General features: G+C 46.9%; 12 protein-coding genes. 10 read left to right on the forward strand and 2 right to left on the reverse strand.

The window, feature by feature from the left end:
* Positions 1-39: 39 nt before the first annotated feature.
* The 3 genes from OB236_RS09340 to OB236_RS09350 all read left to right on the forward strand — a co-directional run bounded on the left by OB236_RS09340 (position 40) and on the right by OB236_RS09350 (position 4,625).
* The gene (locus OB236_RS09340; RefSeq protein ID WP_262683727.1) at positions 40-2,250 is read left to right on the forward strand and encodes a helix-turn-helix domain-containing protein; all 2,211 of its coding nucleotides are present in this window, start codon (positions 40-42) and stop codon (positions 2,248-2,250) included.
* Between the two features lie 22 nt (positions 2,251-2,272).
* Positions 2,273-3,214, forward strand: coding sequence for an ABC transporter permease (locus tag OB236_RS09345; protein WP_262683728.1), 942 nt, complete (start codon positions 2,273-2,275; stop codon positions 3,212-3,214).
* 67 nt (positions 3,215-3,281) lie between these two features.
* Positions 3,282-4,625 carry a sulfatase-like hydrolase/transferase gene (locus tag OB236_RS09350; protein WP_262683729.1) on the forward strand — a complete coding sequence of 448 codons (1,344 nt, stop codon included), beginning with the start codon at positions 3,282-3,284 and terminating at the stop codon, positions 4,623-4,625.
* A 97-nt stretch (positions 4,626-4,722) separates the two neighbouring features.
* On the opposite strand, the gene OB236_RS09355 is transcribed toward OB236_RS09350, so the two are convergent.
* Positions 4,723-5,604: a DMT family transporter gene (locus tag OB236_RS09355; RefSeq protein ID WP_262683731.1), complete on the reverse strand. Its 882-nt coding sequence runs from the start codon at positions 5,602-5,604 to the stop codon at positions 4,723-4,725.
* A gap of 197 nt (positions 5,605-5,801) precedes the next feature.
* On the opposite strand from OB236_RS09355, the gene OB236_RS09360 reads away from it, so the two are divergent.
* From OB236_RS09360 to OB236_RS09390, 7 genes are all read left to right on the forward strand, one after another.
* Positions 5,802-7,178, forward strand: coding sequence for an aminotransferase-like domain-containing protein (locus OB236_RS09360; protein ID WP_262683732.1), 1,377 nt, complete (start codon positions 5,802-5,804; stop codon positions 7,176-7,178).
* Between the two features lie 81 nt (positions 7,179-7,259).
* Entirely contained in the window at positions 7,260-8,288 is a 1,029-nt protein-coding gene (locus OB236_RS09365; RefSeq protein ID WP_262683733.1) for a helix-turn-helix transcriptional regulator, read from the forward strand.
* A 190-nt stretch (positions 8,289-8,478) separates the two neighbouring features.
* Positions 8,479-9,273, forward strand: coding sequence for an SDR family NAD(P)-dependent oxidoreductase (locus tag OB236_RS09370; RefSeq protein WP_262683734.1), 795 nt, complete (start codon positions 8,479-8,481; stop codon positions 9,271-9,273).
* Between the two features lie 210 nt (positions 9,274-9,483).
* Entirely contained in the window at positions 9,484-10,485 is a 1,002-nt protein-coding gene (locus tag OB236_RS09375; RefSeq protein WP_262683735.1) for an aldo/keto reductase, read from the forward strand.
* A 70-nt stretch (positions 10,486-10,555) separates the two neighbouring features.
* Positions 10,556-11,536, forward strand: coding sequence for an aldo/keto reductase (locus OB236_RS09380; RefSeq protein WP_262683736.1), 981 nt, complete (start codon positions 10,556-10,558; stop codon positions 11,534-11,536).
* 314 nt (positions 11,537-11,850) lie between these two features.
* Entirely contained in the window at positions 11,851-12,447 is a 597-nt protein-coding gene (locus OB236_RS09385) for a TetR/AcrR family transcriptional regulator (protein WP_262683737.1), read from the forward strand.
* Positions 12,448-12,657: 210 nt separating this feature from the next.
* Complete coding sequence (locus tag OB236_RS09390; protein WP_262683738.1) at positions 12,658-16,353, forward strand: cadherin-like beta sandwich domain-containing protein; 3,696 nt, start codon at positions 12,658-12,660, stop codon at positions 16,351-16,353.
* 77 nt (positions 16,354-16,430) lie between these two features.
* On the opposite strand, the gene OB236_RS09395 is transcribed toward OB236_RS09390, so the two are convergent.
* On the reverse strand, positions 16,431-16,706 hold the full coding sequence (locus OB236_RS09395; RefSeq protein ID WP_262683739.1) for a hypothetical protein: 276 nt from the start codon (positions 16,704-16,706) through the stop codon (positions 16,431-16,433).
* Positions 16,707-16,763 lie beyond the last annotated feature (57 nt).

Here is a 16,763-nt window from a genome sequence, read left to right on the forward strand (position 1 = left end):
CATGTTCTTGCAACCGGTTTGTATGGGGAGTGGATGTTGATGGATTCAAAGAAACGTGTAACCTACTTTGGGAAGATTTTTTTATCGTATTCGGTGATGATCCTCCTTTCGGTCACTTTTATCAGTATTTTTTACTATCTGCATCTGGCTAATCAGAAGCAGGAGGAATATGCGAAAAATGCCAAGACCGATTTGGATTTCATGTATACCCAAACCCGGATGGTTGTAGATAATATTGATCGATTGGCGATGCAGCTGGCCTTGATTCCCGATCTGAATGCCAAGCTTGTAAATCCGTTCGGTTCGGATATGTATGAGTTTAGTTTGCTGAAGGAAAATCTGCGGAACCAGATTTCAACCAACCCGCTTTTTTATTCCATTTATTTGTATTTTAAATTAAACGATAAGGTGCTGACGACAAACGAGGGTTTTTATAGTATATCTGATTTTTATGACAGACAATGGCTGGAAGGCATGAAGAAACAGGGTTCCGAGCCAAACGACTATGAAATCAGACGCATCCAGCGCAGCATGGACCCTGAGGTTGAGGTCATCAGCTTCAGTCGTCCGCTGCCGATTACGAGTAAAGAGGCACTTGGCAATTTAATTATTAACGTCAAGAAAGATGTGTTTTTTGACACGCTGCTTCATTTGACAAACTCGACCTTAAACGACGTTTATATTATTAACGGGGCAACCGGAAGTATGGTGTATGGCAGTAACAAGGAAATGAACGAATTGTTTAAGGATAGACGTTTTGACGGTTCTTCCGGTTCTGAGCTGATCACAAGCGGAACTGCCAAATATGTAACAAGCTATGAAAAATCACGGTTTAACTCATGGATTTTCGTGAAGGCGGTCCCCTATGAGACCTACCAAGAGGAAATGGGAGCCGTAAAACAGACCATTATCCAGACAGCAGCAATTGTCATGCTCTTCGGATTGGCGCTCTCTTATTTGATTGCCTTGAATATGTATCGTCCGTGGAAAAAAATGATTCGGGAACATGAAGAAATCAAGCGCACTATGGAGCAAAATAAACCGATTATTCGAACCCGACTCATTTATGACATTCTCAATAACCATATTATGGATTTTAAGCCAATGCCTTCAGCGCTGCAGCAAAGTAATGTTCACTTCCCACATGAATATTTTGCTGTTCTGCTGGCGGTTCCAAACTTTAAAAATGATGAAGACATCCCGGACAGCAGCTTGAGATTGCTTGCGTTCAGTACCATTGAAACTGCACTGTTGAAAAAGCTGCCAATAGCAGGCACACTGCTGGATCATGGTCAATTCGGTTTTATTCTTAATCTGGAGCAGGAGGAGATGGGGGAATCGACCCAAGCACTTCTTACCCAGTATCTGCACGAAACGAATGAAATGCTGCAGCTCCAATGTCAGGTATCACTTCAATTTGCTATTGGCCGAAGTTATGAATCGTTGAACAGCGTCTATCAGTCGTATGCCGAGGCCAAACGTGTCTTGAACTGTAAAGCTTTGTTTAATAAATCGGATGTTACGTTTATGCAGGAAATGGAAAGCGATAACCGGTTTGAATATCCCCTTGCGGTTCAGAAAGAGCTTGTACACTACATTATGGCGACGAATGAGGAGAAAGCGGATGGCTGCATCTCCGAGTTTTTCGAGAATTATGTTTACAGCGGCAGGTACCCCCGGGAACGATTGCTAGAAATGATTCTGATGCTGATCAGCAATGTCATGAATGAGCTTTATCAGGAAGGCTACGATACCGCTATTTCGATGAATCTTTTGGATTTGGACGGTTGTCCGAACAACGTCGAGCTGGAGCAATTCATTACTCGTTATATTCATGAGTTGATCAAGCGCTTGCAGCAACAGCAGCAGGAAGGAATAAGCTACAGTCTTTATATTGCTAAAGCGATTAACTTTATCGAGACGAACTATGCAGGCAACATCTCGATCGGGGACATTGCGGAATATGTTGGATTAAGCGTCAACTATTTAAGCAGGGTATTCAAAGCCGAGGCAGGCAAACCACCGCTCGAATATTTAAGCCGGTATCGCATTTCGCGCAGTATTGAACTGTTGAAGGGAGAATCGCGCTGCTCGCTGCAGGAAGTAAGCCAACTGGTAGGCTATCAAGACGCCCATAGTTTTATTCGCTTCTTTAAAAAGTACGAGGGCATCACTCCGGGGGATTACCGGAAAAAGCTGCTGGAAAAGAAACCATCACATGGGAAAAACCATCAAATGTCTGAGGAATGATTACATCCGGGAGGTTACTGGAATGAAGAGCCACAAGGCTTATACGCTTGCAGGTGGTATGGCTTCACCACGCCAATCCATGCTGTGGAAGCTGATGATTAAATACAAATATTACTATTTGCTGCTGCTTCCGGGATTGATTTACTTTCTAGTCTTCAAATATATTCCTATGCTCGGTATTCTAATTGCGTTTAAGGATTATAAAATATCGCTCGGCGTGTGGGATAGCGCCTGGTCCGGTGTGAAATGGTTTCGGATCTTGTTTGAGACGGAGGATTTCTGGATTGCGTTCCGTAATACGATTATGATCAGCTTTTACAAACTGATCTTTGGATTCCCTGCGCCTATTATACTGGCACTTTTGCTCAACGAGGTGTTCAGCAATGGTATTAAACGGCTCATTCAGACTATTGTATACTTTCCGCATTTTCTTTCCTGGGTTGTGTTGGGCGGAATGATGTTTACACTGCTATCCCCAAGTACAGGTATATTAGCGCTATTTGATGTGCAATCATCACCTGTCATGCAGCCGGAGCAATTTCGTTCGATGCTGGTCTGGTCTGGTATATGGAAAGAGGCTGGGTGGGGAACGATTATTTATTTGGCAGCCATGGCTGGAATTAACCCGGAGCTATACGAAGCCGGAAGAATCGATGGAGCAAACCGCTTCCAATTGGTAAGATACGTCACCATCCCCTCAATCGCCAATACGATTGTTATATTATTGATTCTGCGAACAGGCCACATCTTATCAGCCGGATTTGATCAAGTTTTTATTCTGTATAATCCGTTGGTTTATAGTGTGGCGGATATATTAGATACTTATGTTTATCGTGTCGGTCTGACGATGGGAAGGTACTCGTTGGCCTCTGCCGCAGGATTGTTCCAATCTGTCGTAGGTCTGCTGCTGCTGCTGTTCTCCAACTGGCTTGCCCGGAGAATGGGAGGCAGTGGATTATGGTAAAGGATTGCGATACAGAAAAGGAGTGTGCTGTTAGATGGGAAATTCACGAAGTTCAAAGGATGCAGGTATGAACAGAACTCAACCGAATGTGATTGTCTTTTTTACGGATCAGCAGCGTTGGGATACGACTGGGGTACATGGCAACCCGCTTAACTTGACGCCTAACTTTGACCGGATGGCACTTGCGGGGACACATATAGCCCATTCATTTACATGCCAACCCGTCTGCGGTCCCGCTCGTTCCTGCCTGCAAACAGGTTTGTATGCCACAACATCCGGCTGTTATCGTAATGGTATTCCGCTCCCTGAGGGGACACCAACGTTGGCGCATCATTTTGGTGAGGCTGGTTATCAAACAGCCTATTTTGGGAAGTGGCATCTGGCTGGAGAGGAGCCTGTGCCCGAAGCGCAAAGGGGCGGATATCAACATTGGCTCGCTTCGAATGTCCTCGAGTTTTCATCGGATGCTTATGATACGGTTGTGTACAATAATGATAATGAGGCGGTTAAGCTTCCAGGGTATCGGGTTGACGCGTTGACCGATGCAGCTATACGTTATATCGATCAGCATCAGACTGATCCATTCTTTATGTTTATATCTTTCTTGGAGCCCCATCATCAGAATCACAGGGACGATTACCCCGCGCCGGATGTTTATCAAGGAAAGTATGCCAGTCAGTGGATGCCTGCAGATTTGGCAACGCTTGGAGGGACCGCCCATCAGCACCTTGACGGTTACTACGGTATGGTCAGACGGCTGGATGATGCGCTCGGTCGGTTAATGGATGCCTTGAAGAGCTTAAATATGGCGGAGAGTACGATTATTTTATTCACATCCGATCACGGGAGTCATTTTAAAACGAGAAACGGCGAATATAAGCGGTCCTGCCATGAAAGCTCGATCCGGGTCCCAACGGCTATATGCGGTCCTGGCTTCCAAAATGGCGGACGTATTACGGAGCTTGTCAGCCTGATCGATATTCCTCCCACTTTACTGGATGCTGCGGGAATTAAGGTACCTCGGGAGATGCAGGGTAGATCTGTTCTATCCCTGACACAAGGCTCCAAGGCGAAGGCGGATTGGCCAAGAGAAGTGTTTATACAAATCAGTGAGTCGCAGGTAGGGCGAGCCATACGAACCGAACGCTGGAAATACAGTGTGAAGGCACCGGATAAAAATGGCTGGTTAGATTCTCGTGCTAACGTATATGAGGAAGAGTTTCTATATGATTTACAGGCGGACCCTTACGAGCTGACCAATCTGGTAGGTGTTGAGTCATTCAGACAGGTGGCGGACCGATTGAAGGAGCGGCTCGTGGCACGTATGATAGAGTCTGGAGAAGCTGAATCGCAAATCATTAATGCTCGTCCTGTTGATATGGGGCAGCGACGGGTGTCCTTACAAGAGTAGGCGGTTACATACAAAACTACTGTATCTGAACGGATACAGTAGTTTTGTGCTTGTCAGAAACAGTTCAACCATACGGAATGAATGCTGGCGTTAAAAACTATTTGGATGCGAATCGCCGTGCGATCGCCACGCACAGTACGACACCGATATTTACTATAAAGATAGGCCAACCAATTGACTCGTGCAGAACGAGAGCTGAAAGTAGAAGGCCGAAGAAAGGCTGGAGGAGTTGTAACTGCCCGACCGCTGCTATACCTCCCTGAGCAAGACCACGATACCAGAATACAAAGCCGATGAGCATGCTGAACAGGGAGACATAAGTTAGGCTCCAGAGTGCGGAACCACTGAGTGCGGAACCACTTATACCTGTCCACGAAACCGGCATGTAACAAAACGAGAGCAGTGACATAACGGGAAGTGACAGAACGAGCGCCCAAGAGATCACCTGCCAACCCCCTAATCTCCGTGAGAGTCGTGCCCCTTCCGCATAACCGTAACCGCACACGATAATAGAAGCCAGCATTAACGCATCACCGACCGGCGACGATGTAGCCCCTTGTGCTAGGGCGAATCCTGCTACAAGGGAGCTGCCTGCAGCTGACAAGATCCAAAAGGTTGGTCGTGGGCGTTCACCACCCCGCAGTACGCCGAAGATCGCCGTCGAAAGCGGCAGAAGCCCAATGTAGATAATTGCATGCGCAGATGTGACATACTGAAGCGCCAAGGCTGTCAGAAGTGGGAAACCTACTACCACACAGAGTGCTACTAACAATAGCGGAACGATGTCGCTTCGGACAGGTCGTTGCTCCCGGAATATGAGGAGAAGCACTCCCGCTAACAGCCCTGCAATGGCGGCACGGCATACGGTGAGGAATAACGGATCAAAATCCATCACAGCCAACCGCGTTGCGGGCAGCGAGCCGCTGAAGATGAGTACGCCCAGGAAGCCATTAATCCAGCCGCTTGTCGTTTGGTTCATTACAATCACCTCAAAAAAATTTTAATACAAAAATACACTCGACGCTTTGAGATATCAAGGTACGAAAATATTTACAAAATACACTTCTGTATGATTATTTGTATTATAGTAGATACAAAATACTATGTATATTAAACATTTAGCCATCTGTAAGGGTACAGATAGTTGATCAACCTACTCAAATTGGAGGCATTTTTATGAAAAATAAAAAGGAAACCATTCAGCAAATCATCCGTTCGGACATAGTCAATGGTCTCATCAAACCCGGTCAGAAGCTGCCCTCCATCCGTATGCAGAGCCAAAGATTCGGATGCAGTCTCAACACAATTATTGGTGTTTATCAGGAACTTGAAAATCAATATCTCATTTATTCACGTCCGAAGAGTGGTTATTTTGTTGTAGCCAAAGAAGCGCTTCTTCCCTTGCTGCAAACAAAACGAATCGATTTTGCATCAGCGGCTCCCGATCCCGCGTCGATACCACAAATCGATTTTCGTCAATGTTTGAACAAAGCGATGGAATTATTTGAAGCGTCCATATTCACTTATCCCGATCCACAGGGTTTGCTTTCTTTGCGCCAGGAGATCGTAAAGCTTTTTCAACAGCAACAGGTTTTCCCTTCGGCACAGCAAGTTTTTATATTTTCAGGCGCTCAGCAAGCTCTTCATCTTCTAGCCGGGATGCCTTTTCCAAATGGAAAAATCAACATTTTGGTTGAGCAACCAACCTACTGGGGAATGCTTGCTGCACTTAAAACACAAAGGCAAACCGTAATCGGCATCGAAAGAACTCCTGACGGGATTGATTGGGTAACTTTGGAGCGCCATTTTCAAAGTAATAATATAAAGTTTTTTTATACAATCCCGCGCTTCCATAATCCGTTAGGCACTTCTTTCACAGCGGAAGACAAGCAGCGACTGGCAGAACTCGCCAAAGCCAATGATGTGTACATCATCGAGGATGATTATCTTGCAGATTTGGAAACCAACAGTAAAGCAGATCCTGTTCACGCTTATAGTGGAGCCAGTCATGTCATTTATCTCAGAAGTTTTTCCAAAGTGATGCTGCCCGGAATAAGGGTTGGCGCGGCCGCAGTACCAGATTCGTTTATTCCTTTACTCCAATGGCATAAACATACGGCGGATCTGAGCACCTCAGTGCTTTCTCAAGGTGTGCTTGAGATTTATATGAAGTCTGGAATGTATGCCCATCATGCAAAGCAAATGAAATCTTTGTACAATCATCGCATTAAACATCTTAGGGAAATTTCACAACGATTATTACCCAAAGAGTGCTTATATACCATTCAATCTTGCGCAGGGCTCTTCGCTTCAATACACCTTCCGGATTCCATTCCTACAGAAGATTTGGTCAAGCGGTTGGAGAATCGTGGCGTTGATGTACTGGCAACCGATAAGCAGTTCCTTTCATCTTTCCCCAAGCTTAACTTGCTGCGCCTTAGCATCATTCGGACCGATGAGCAAGATATTGAAGAAGGCATTCGCATCATTGCCGAAGAACTGGAGCGTGCCCAGTATACAAGCAGATCTCCTAAGCCATTCTATCGGTTATGAAGGTATTTAAATAACTGTCCCATAAGAACCAATCGTAACCAAAATAATGAATATGTAAGCAGCTAAAGGAGGATCTTATGTATGAATTCTCATACCTCTGACCGTATTAAAATCCCGGCAGGATTTTGGGCAGGATTAAGTCAGTTAGGGATTGCCACCCACGACGTAGCTCGCAAAGCACGACTGCCGCTCACCATTATTACTGAACAAGTAGTCACCACCGCGCAATATTTTGCGATCTGGCAAGCTTATTCCGATCTCATTGGTGACACTGCCCAAGGAATTATCCAACTTGCGACTGTCTTTGAAACAGCGAAGTACCCACCGACCGTCTTGGCGACTTACCACGCTCGTGACTACCGCGATGCTCTAAACCGAATGGCTCGGTACAAACAACTGTGTCCCCCAGAAGGCTTACGTATTACCGAGGAGGGCGAGCACTGTACAATCGAACTGGAATGGCTGCATACGGAGCAACCGGGTCCGCCGATGCTGGTTGGTATTACGCTGGCATGTCTTCTGGAGCTTGGGCGCCGGGGTACAGGTCAACCTTTGACGGCACGGTTTGTCGAATTTTCGCAATCAATGGGCGATGTACAAGTCCTTGAAGCTTACTTCGGCTGCCCTATCCGGATCGGTGCAACATGTAACCGATTGACGCTACATCGAAGTGATCTGGACCGCCCGTTTGTCTCCTACAACGAAGAGTTGCTGGAGATACTGACTCCCGTTCTGGACCGATCGCTCAATGAACAGCAGCGCAGCCGATCAATTACCGAGACGGTCAAATGGATCATGATACACAGCCTCACAGGAGGGCGCCCCGACATACAGGCTGTCGCGAAGGAGTTGGGCATGAGCGATCGTACCTTGCAGCGCCGGCTTACTGATGAAAACACGAGCTTCAAGCAGCTGTTGGCACAAGCTAGACATGAGCAAGCACGAGAGTACTTGGCGGACCCCTTGCTCGATATTAAAGAAGTGGCTTTCTTGATTGGATATGAAGACCAGAACTCGTTCTACCGCGCCTTCCGCCTTTGGGAAGGTGATACGCCTTCAAATTGGCGTACTGAACATTTAGGTGCAAACTCGACATCAGAAAATGGCTAGGAATGCCGACTATTTACTGAGTTTTATCATTTGGCGTGTTCAACAAGAACTTTGGCGTAATATGCTAGTTACGGATCCATCCAGACAAGGTAATATAATCACTACCCGGAGCACAAGATAATAGAATAGGAACGTTTTTTATATTAACTATTTATAGCCATTATAAGTAAATGATAAGGAGAACTGTAGGATGGATATGGGATTAAACAATAAAACAGCTTTAGTTACAGGGTCAACGAAAGGTATAGGTAAAGCAATTGCCATTGAACTTGCCAAAGAAGGTGTTAATGTACTCATTAATGGACGAAATTATGAAGAGGTAGAACGAACTGTAAATGAAATTAAGTCAGAGTTCCCGGCTACGTCACCTCAAAATGCTACAGCAGATATTGTGGATATTGGGCAAAGAGAAGCTTTATTTGAAAAATACCCCAATATTGATCTTTTAGTAAACAACATGGGTATTTATGAAATTATGCAATATGAGGACGTTGATGATGAAGTATGGATCAAATACTTCCGTACTAATGTTCTTGCTGCAAATGGATTATCTAAATTTTATTTACCTAAAATGTTGAAAAATGATTATGGCCGCATTATTTTTATTGCGAGTGAAGAAGCAATTATGCCTTCAGGACTAATGCCACAGTATTGTATGACAAAATCAATGTTATTATCATTGTCAAAGAGCTTATCTAAATTAACAATAGGAACAGAAGTTACAATCAATACGATCATGCCAGGACCAACTCTCTCTGAAAATGTGCATCAAATAATAGAGAGTATGTACTCTAATGAAGAGCTGACTTTTTCAGAAAAAGAGAAAAAATTTATGACTACAAACCTACCTCAATCTGAAATACAGCGATTTATCAAGCCTATTGAAATAGGTAGACTAACTACATTTGTATGTAGTCCTTATGCATCCGCATTTAAAGGTTCTCCAATCCGTATGGATGGGGGAATGGTACCGACTATTTATTAAAAGCAAATCAACTTCTCAAAGAACCTTGAATTTAAACTCAAGGTTCTTATATTTGTATCCGTACTAAGGTATTGAGAGGATTAGGCAATCAATTAAGACAAATGAGATAACGGTCGTTTATTCATTTATTGCATAATAAGGTTACACCCTTTAACACTAACAAGAGTTATGGAAAGGCTATTAAACAATGTTTGAGAGAGGGGAGTTGTGATGAAAATTCATCCGCTTGGAAGAACGGGTTTACAAGTGACAAATCTTTGTTTGGGAACGATGACGTTTGGCAATCAGGCGGACAAAAAGACCTGTTTCGAAATTCTCGACAAAACCTTTGCTCATGGAGTGAATTTTATCGACACAGCCGATGTGTATCCAATTGGGCGGGCATCGTATGCAATCGCGGGTGCAACGGAGTCGATTATCGGAGAATGGCTGCAGGGCAAACGAGATAAAGTGGTTCTCGCAACAAAATGTTTTGGCGCGATGGGACCTGAGGCAAATGATAAGGGGTTGAGTCGGAAACATATCATGACCGCTGTAGAGGATAGTCTTCGCCGCCTAAAAACGGACTATCTTGACCTCTATCAAACGCACCAATTTGACCCAATCACACCCATGGATGAAACTTTGCGTGCGTTTGATGATCTCGTTGGTCAAGGCAAAGTTCGTTACATTGGTGTATCGAATTGGCGTGCTTGGCAAGTGGCGAAGGCAAATGGAATTGCGGATAGAAAAAATTACACTCGTATTGTGAGTGTTCAGCCGCGCTATAATCTTTTGTTTCGGATGATTGAGGATGATTTGGTTCCGATGGCACTTGACGAGGGTATTGGAATTATCAGTTACAACCCCCTCGCGGGTGGCATGTTAACTGGCCGTTACGGGAAAAACGAGAGTATCCAAGAGGGGACTCGTTTTGGGCTCGGGAACAATGCAGGTTTATTGTATCGGGAGCGTTATTGGCAAGAGGCGTCATTTGACGCTGTTGAACGCTACCAATCCTGGTGCCGAGAGCACAATCATGATCCGGTCACGACGGCCGTCCGTTGGGTCACACAACAACGAGGAATCACCTCTGCGATCATTGGTGCAAGTCGCCCAGAGCAATTGGACGCGAGCCTGCGCGCTGCCGACATGAATGAGTTAACGGAACAGGAGCTGGCATGGCTTGATGGGCTATGGTTCTCATTGCCTCGTCGTCAAGAGTTTAGTTAATAACAGTGACATGCATGTAATGTTCTTATTTGAATGAAACTAAAACTATTGAAAAGTGAGGAACAATCAAATGCAATATGTAAAACTTGGAAATACCGGCTTGGATGTATCCAGGCTTTGTCTTGGCTGTATGAGCTTTGGTGTAGCAGAGCGTTGGCATCATCCTTGGGTACTTGATGAAGAGCACAGTCGCCCGATTATTAAAAAAGCCCTAGAGCTTGGTATCAATTTTTTTGATACGGCAAATGTGTATGCTGACGGAACAAGTGAGGAGATTACTGGACGGGTATTAAAGGACTATGCTAATCGTGATGAAATTGTTCTCGCAACAAAAGTTCATGGCCGCATGCATGAAGGTCCAAACGGTGCCGGACTTTCCCGAAAGGCAATCATGAGTGAAATTGATAAAAGTCTGAAGCGACTGGGAACAGATTATGTGGATCTATACCAAATTCACCGTTGGGATTACAATACTCCTATTGAAGAAACGATGGAAGCCTTGCATGATGTTGTGAAGGCTGGTAAGGCAAGATACATTGGTGCTTCTGCCATGTACGCATGGCAGTTTCTGAAGGCGTTACATGTAGCTGAGAAACATGGATGGACCCGGTTTGTATCCATACAGAATCATTTGAACCTCATGTATCGTGAAGAGGAGAGGGAGATGCTGCCGCTTTGCAAGGTAGAAAAAATCGGTGTGATTCCGTATAGCCCGCTTGCAAAAGGAAGATTGACGCGTGATTGGGAGGAAACGACCCATCGCTCCGAAACCGATCAAGTTCAGAAATCCCAATACGATGCGACTGCAAATACCGATCGACTGGTCGTAGAACGCGTTGCGGCAATAGCAGAAAAGCGTAGCGTTCCCCGTGCGCAAATTGCACTTGCCTGGTTGCTGCAGAAAGAACCGGTAACAGCTCCTATTATCGGTGCTACGAAGATGTCTCATCTCGAAGATGGGGTAGCTGCTCTTTCGATTACGTTAACATCTGATGAAATTGCGTCGTTAGAGGAGCCGTATGTGCCTCATCCGATAATTGGCTTTCAGTAATTTGGACGCTATGCAACGGACTGTGTATCAACAAGAAGATGCTTGCACAATAAGAACGATAGCTTAATAAATTGATGGTGATCTATGTGAAACAAGGAGCAGTATGCCGTGGCAACTGCTCCTTGTTTCGCTTTTTTATTAAACTCTTCGATAAGTAAAATGTTCCCTTTGCAGATCATTCTACGTGATATATTGATAGATTCCGTTAAGATCTGAATTCAGATCTTAACGGAATCGTGATTCATTGTTATAATATTCTTTGGGCAATAATAGACAGGATTCTTTTTAAGTCCTGATACGAGGAGGTGGCCATATTGACAAAAAATAAATTTCAGTTGAAAAGAGAAGCTACCTATCAGTTGCTCGTCGAAGCGGGTATGAAGTGTTTTTCGGAAAAGGGATATGCAGCTACAACACTCGGAGATATCGTCGCGCGAACGGGGCATACGAAGGGGGCGTTTTACGGTCATTTCACAAGCAAAGAACAGTTATTCATGCATGTGCTTGATTATCAAATTCAATTAACGAACGGATGGACCGATATTCCCAGACAATTTAATCCTGCCAATACCACACTCGAGGAAGTCATTTCGATTACGCTTACACGCCTTGCGCAAATGTTAAAGGGTGCCGATAACTGGATCGTGGTGCTGATCGATTTCTACCAGCAAACCAAACACGATCCGGTGGTCCATGGCATGCTCAAGGAAAAATATCGTGAGTGGATTGCAGGAATTGAGGCTTTGGTGAACACCTTGCAAGAGCAGGGGTGGATCCCGCCGGATAAGGATACCCGTCTGATTGCCATGCAAGTGATTTCATTTAACGAAGGATATGCTGTCTTTTCGCTTCTATTTGGAGGCACCGACCCACAAGCGCATATCAAAGGCTTGGTCAAGCTGATGTCTTGAAGCGCCGCCGCCGTAAGCACATTCGTATACCCGTGTTACAACTATTTCCTTGACGGATTGTCCACGCGACACATAATATATACTATACAGAATGCATTTAAATGAAACTTGGTAAACGTATTTCGGTAGTCAGTCCGACAGTCTCCAGCACACCGTCCGAGCTTTTACGAACGAAACTCCAAGTGAACATTATTTAGAGGAGAGATATTCATGGGTATCATTCGGAGTTCGCCCGGCATACGACAAACAGTACGGAGTTCTCTTGCAGTCGTGTTATTAATAGCAGTCATATTAACGGTATTGTCCATCTACAGTCAGGCTGTATTTGCCGCATCCAGCTGGAGGATGGGTGCCGCCGGACCCGACGATCCGGCGGCCCTCGGCTTTGAACCGTTCGGAATTGACGTCGATCCCGTCAACGGCTATTTGTTCGTAACAGATGCATCTAGTGGCACTGTAAAAATATTCAAGTTGGACGGGGCCCCTACAGTGATGTCGTTAACTGCCTCCTCCGGCAGCTTCTCGGATCCCCTAGCCGTTAAATTCGATGGCAAAGATCATGTGTATGTAACGGATAAGTTGTACTTATACCGATTTGACGTCACCTTTTTGAGCGGTGCCTACACGTTTACTAATATGATCAAATGGGACGGCAATAGCGCCGCCCCTTCAATAGGAAGACTTAATTACCCTCAGGGAATCGCCGTTTACGACGACAATCTGTACGTCTCCGATACGGAGGCAAACCGCGTGCTCAAATTCGACGCCTCCACCTTCAGTCCAATGAGTAGTCCGGTGGTATGGTCGGGCGATTTGGACCCGGATCCGGACGTAGACGCGACACTCAATGGTCCTTACGGTATCGCCGCGGACAGCTCCGGTGTCTACATAGGCAACCGTGTGAACACAAACGCAAAAATTATTAAATTGAAGACCGACGGGGGCACGTTGGTCAAAACGATCAACAAACCTTACGGATTCACCTTACATTCCGACGGTAATTTGTATGTGGCGGTCAACGGAAGCAGCGGCAGCCTTGTGACTCGGTTCGATTCGAGCTTGAACACGGGATCGGTGTTTTTTACGGGTAATAATAACTTTATTGTCCCAACTCATATCGCGTTCGATCAAACAGGTGCGATGTATTTAGCCACTTATGCACAAGCAGCGGGATACGATATTATATACGATACCGTTTGGAAGCAGTCGCTAGGGTCGCCCGACAACCGGCTGTCCGGACTAACGGCAAGCGGAATTACGCTCAGCCCGTCGCCATTCTCGTCGAATACGCAAGACTACACGGCCAGCGTGGGGAGCAGCGTCACCTCAACGACGATTACGCCGGTGCTGAGCGATAGTACAGCCAGTGTTACCGTCAAAGGGTTGAGCGTAACCAACGGCAACGCCTCTTCTCCCATCACATTAAGTAAAGGCGATAATACGATTCCAGTCGTCGTGACAGCCATCAACGGCGCAGCGCGGACCTACACGATCACGGTAACCCGAGCGCCCTATACCGATGCGACGTTAAGCGGGCTTACGGTTAGCCCCGGGTCGCTCAACGAGACGTTCGCTGCAGGCACGCTTGCGTATACGGCTAACGTCGCGAATAGCGTCACATCGATTGACGTCACGCCGACTGTCAATAACAGCCGGGCAACGGTGAAAGTGAACAACGCGACGGCGACGAGCGGCAGCGCGTCCACTGTTTCATCGCTTGCCGTCGGACCGAACCCAATTACCGTCAGCGTCACGGCCGAGGACGGTACCACATCGAACGATTACACCATTACCGTCATGCGGGCTCCTTCGTCGGTTGCTACGCTTGGCTCGCTCACGGTTAGCCCGGGTGCACTCAACGAAACGTTCGCTTCCGGTACACTGTCCTATACGACTAACGTCGCGAATAGCGTCGGTTCGATCAGCGTAACGCCAACCGTTTCGGACAGCATGGCGAATTTGACGGTTAATGGCACTTCTTCGGTAAGCGGCAGTGTGTATGGACCGATTTCTCTTGTTGTCGGTGCGAATACGATTACGGTTGTTGTTACCGCACAGGACGGCGTGACGACTAAGCCGTACACAATCGTCGTCACAAGGGCACCTTCATCTACCGCCATGCTAAGCGCGCTCACCATCAGCCCGGGGTCGTTCAACGAAACGTTCGCTTCCGGCACGACGTCCTATACGGCTAGTGTGGCGAACAATGTCGCTGCGATCAACGTGACCCCAACCATATCGGACAGCACGGCATCGCTAAAGGTTAATGGCACGGTGTCGGTTAGCGGCTCGGTGTACGGACCTGTTCCTCTAGCTGTCGGTGCAAATACGATTACGGTTGCCGTTACCGCACAGGACGGCATCACGACTACCCCGTACAGCATCGTTGTCACGCGAGCTCCTTCGTCGGTCGCAACATTAGGCTCTCTTACGGTCAGCACGGGGTCACTCAACGAGACATTCGCTTCCGCTGCGACCTCGTATACCGCAAGTGTCGCGAACGGCGTCGCTGCGGTCAGCGTAACGCCGACCGTATCGGACAGTACCGCTACGTTGACGGTTAATGGCCATTCATCGGTCAGCGGCGCAGTGTACGGCCCGATCCCGTTATCTATCGGCGCGAACACGGTTACTGTTGTCGTTACCGCACAGGACGGCACGACTACCCCGTACAGCATCGTCGTCATGCGGGCTCCGTCATCTGCCGCCATGCTAAGCGCTCTGAAGATTAGCCCCGGAACGCTGAATGAACCGTTCGCTTCCGAAACGCTTGCCTATACGGCAAGTGTGGAGCACAATGTCTCATCAATCAACGTGACGCCGATGGTCATCGACGAGAGTCATGCGACGCTCACAATCAATGGCGTCCCTGCGGCAAACGGAAGTGACTTTGGTCCAATAGCGCTCAACACGGGTTCAAACATCGTTACGGTCGTTGTCACCGCACAGGATGGCGTCACTCAGAGGTCTTACCGTCTTGACATTTTTAGAACGGCTCTCAACAAATCATCCGGACCTGCGGTTAATGCGGCAGATTTAATCTCACTGAGCTTGCTGGCCGATGAGAAAACACTCACTTTGAGCCCGGCATTCAAAGGCGATACACTCTCTTATACGGCAGAAACAACCGCTAAGAAGGTACAGCTTACCGCAAAGACACTCTACAAGGATGCCAGTGTTAGCCTGCTAGGAAACAAGCTTCAAGAAGAGGTTGCTCTTGAATTACTTCCTGGAGACAATACCATTGAGCTGCAGGTGACACATCCAAGCGGGCCGTTACGGACTTATACCATAACGATTCACCGTCCAACTGCCGGTCCGCTGCCGGTACAGCCTTCAGGAGATAGCGGGACTGTAATGCCGACGATCGCCCTGAACGATATTGCCGGAAATTGGGCGGAAGCAGAAATACGCAAAGCCGTGGCGGAAGGATGGGTTGCCGGCTATCCGGACGGCTCGTTCCATCCTGAACGTGACGTGACAAGAGCCGAGTTCGTGCAGCTGTTGGCCAGATCCCTCGGCTGGAAGGAACCGGAAGTATGGAATATGCCTGTTTATGCCGACATCGACGATATAGGGCTGTGGGCGCAACCGGCAATTTCTATGGCTGTTCAGCAGGGCATTATTAACGGCTATGAGGATGGCAGCTTCCGTCCGGCCCGGCCGCTGACGCGTGCGGAAATGACCATGATGATCATCAGAACGTTTGGCGTGCCCGTTGAAATGGATCAATCCACCTCATTCGCCGACAATTCCAGTATTCCGCCATGGTCGCTGCCTTATATTGCCGAAGCGGCCAAACGCGGCCTCGTCAACGGGCTAGAAAATAACCGTTTCGAGCCGAACGGTACGGCAACACGAGCTGAAGCCGTCGTCATCCTAACAAGATTGTTGAATCGAAAGTAGGAGCGTCCTTTCGGAGACTATCCCTGTATTAGAACACAGCAAAGCCCGCATTCAATTGAATGCGGGCTTTGCTGTGTTCATGCTGCTTTAACTTTAGCGGACATTGCCACTTCATAATACCGGTCCTTTGCAGCATGCTGCACCTTGACAACATCCGCCAAGCCCATCTTGTTAATCTTGGTTACCAAATCGTCGCACTTGTCGAGCGATTCTGCACCGTATACAAACTTGTCAATCATTTCACTTGCCCCATAGCCTGTCAGCCATGACGCACACAGGAGTATTGGCGGGATGGTTTCAGGGAACTCCGATCTGTCATTCCCATCCTCGATTGTAATGATAGGAATAGTCATGTAATCTCCCGCTTTTCACTCCGCAGCGCTTATAGAAGAACTTGACGAAACTGCCCG

The sequence above is a fragment of the Paenibacillus baimaensis genome (assembly GCF_025567575.1).

What these genes read in the sequence shown, in the direction of transcription:
- OB236_RS09340 (WP_262683727.1), top strand. Translation starts at nt 40, where the DNA reads ATGGATTCAAAGAAACGTGTAACCTACTTTGGGAAGATTTTTTTATCG.
- OB236_RS09345 (WP_262683728.1), top strand. Translation starts at nt 2,273, where the DNA reads ATGAAGAGCCACAAGGCTTATACGCTTGCAGGTGGTATGGCTTCACCA.
- OB236_RS09350 (WP_262683729.1), top strand. Translation starts at nt 3,282, where the DNA reads ATGAACAGAACTCAACCGAATGTGATTGTCTTTTTTACGGATCAGCAG.
- OB236_RS09355 (WP_262683731.1), bottom strand. Translation starts at nt 5,604, where the DNA reads ATGAACCAAACGACAAGCGGCTGGATTAATGGCTTCCTGGGCGTACTC.
- OB236_RS09360 (WP_262683732.1), top strand. Translation starts at nt 5,802, where the DNA reads ATGAAAAATAAAAAGGAAACCATTCAGCAAATCATCCGTTCGGACATA.
- OB236_RS09365 (WP_262683733.1), top strand. Translation starts at nt 7,260, where the DNA reads ATGAATTCTCATACCTCTGACCGTATTAAAATCCCGGCAGGATTTTGG.
- OB236_RS09370 (WP_262683734.1), top strand. Translation starts at nt 8,479, where the DNA reads ATGGATATGGGATTAAACAATAAAACAGCTTTAGTTACAGGGTCAACG.
- OB236_RS09375 (WP_262683735.1), top strand. Translation starts at nt 9,484, where the DNA reads ATGAAAATTCATCCGCTTGGAAGAACGGGTTTACAAGTGACAAATCTT.
- OB236_RS09380 (WP_262683736.1), top strand. Translation starts at nt 10,556, where the DNA reads ATGCAATATGTAAAACTTGGAAATACCGGCTTGGATGTATCCAGGCTT.
- OB236_RS09390 (WP_262683738.1), top strand. Translation starts at nt 12,658, where the DNA reads ATGGGTATCATTCGGAGTTCGCCCGGCATACGACAAACAGTACGGAGT.
- OB236_RS09395 (WP_262683739.1), bottom strand. Translation starts at nt 16,706, where the DNA reads ATGACTATTCCTATCATTACAATCGAGGATGGGAATGACAGATCGGAG.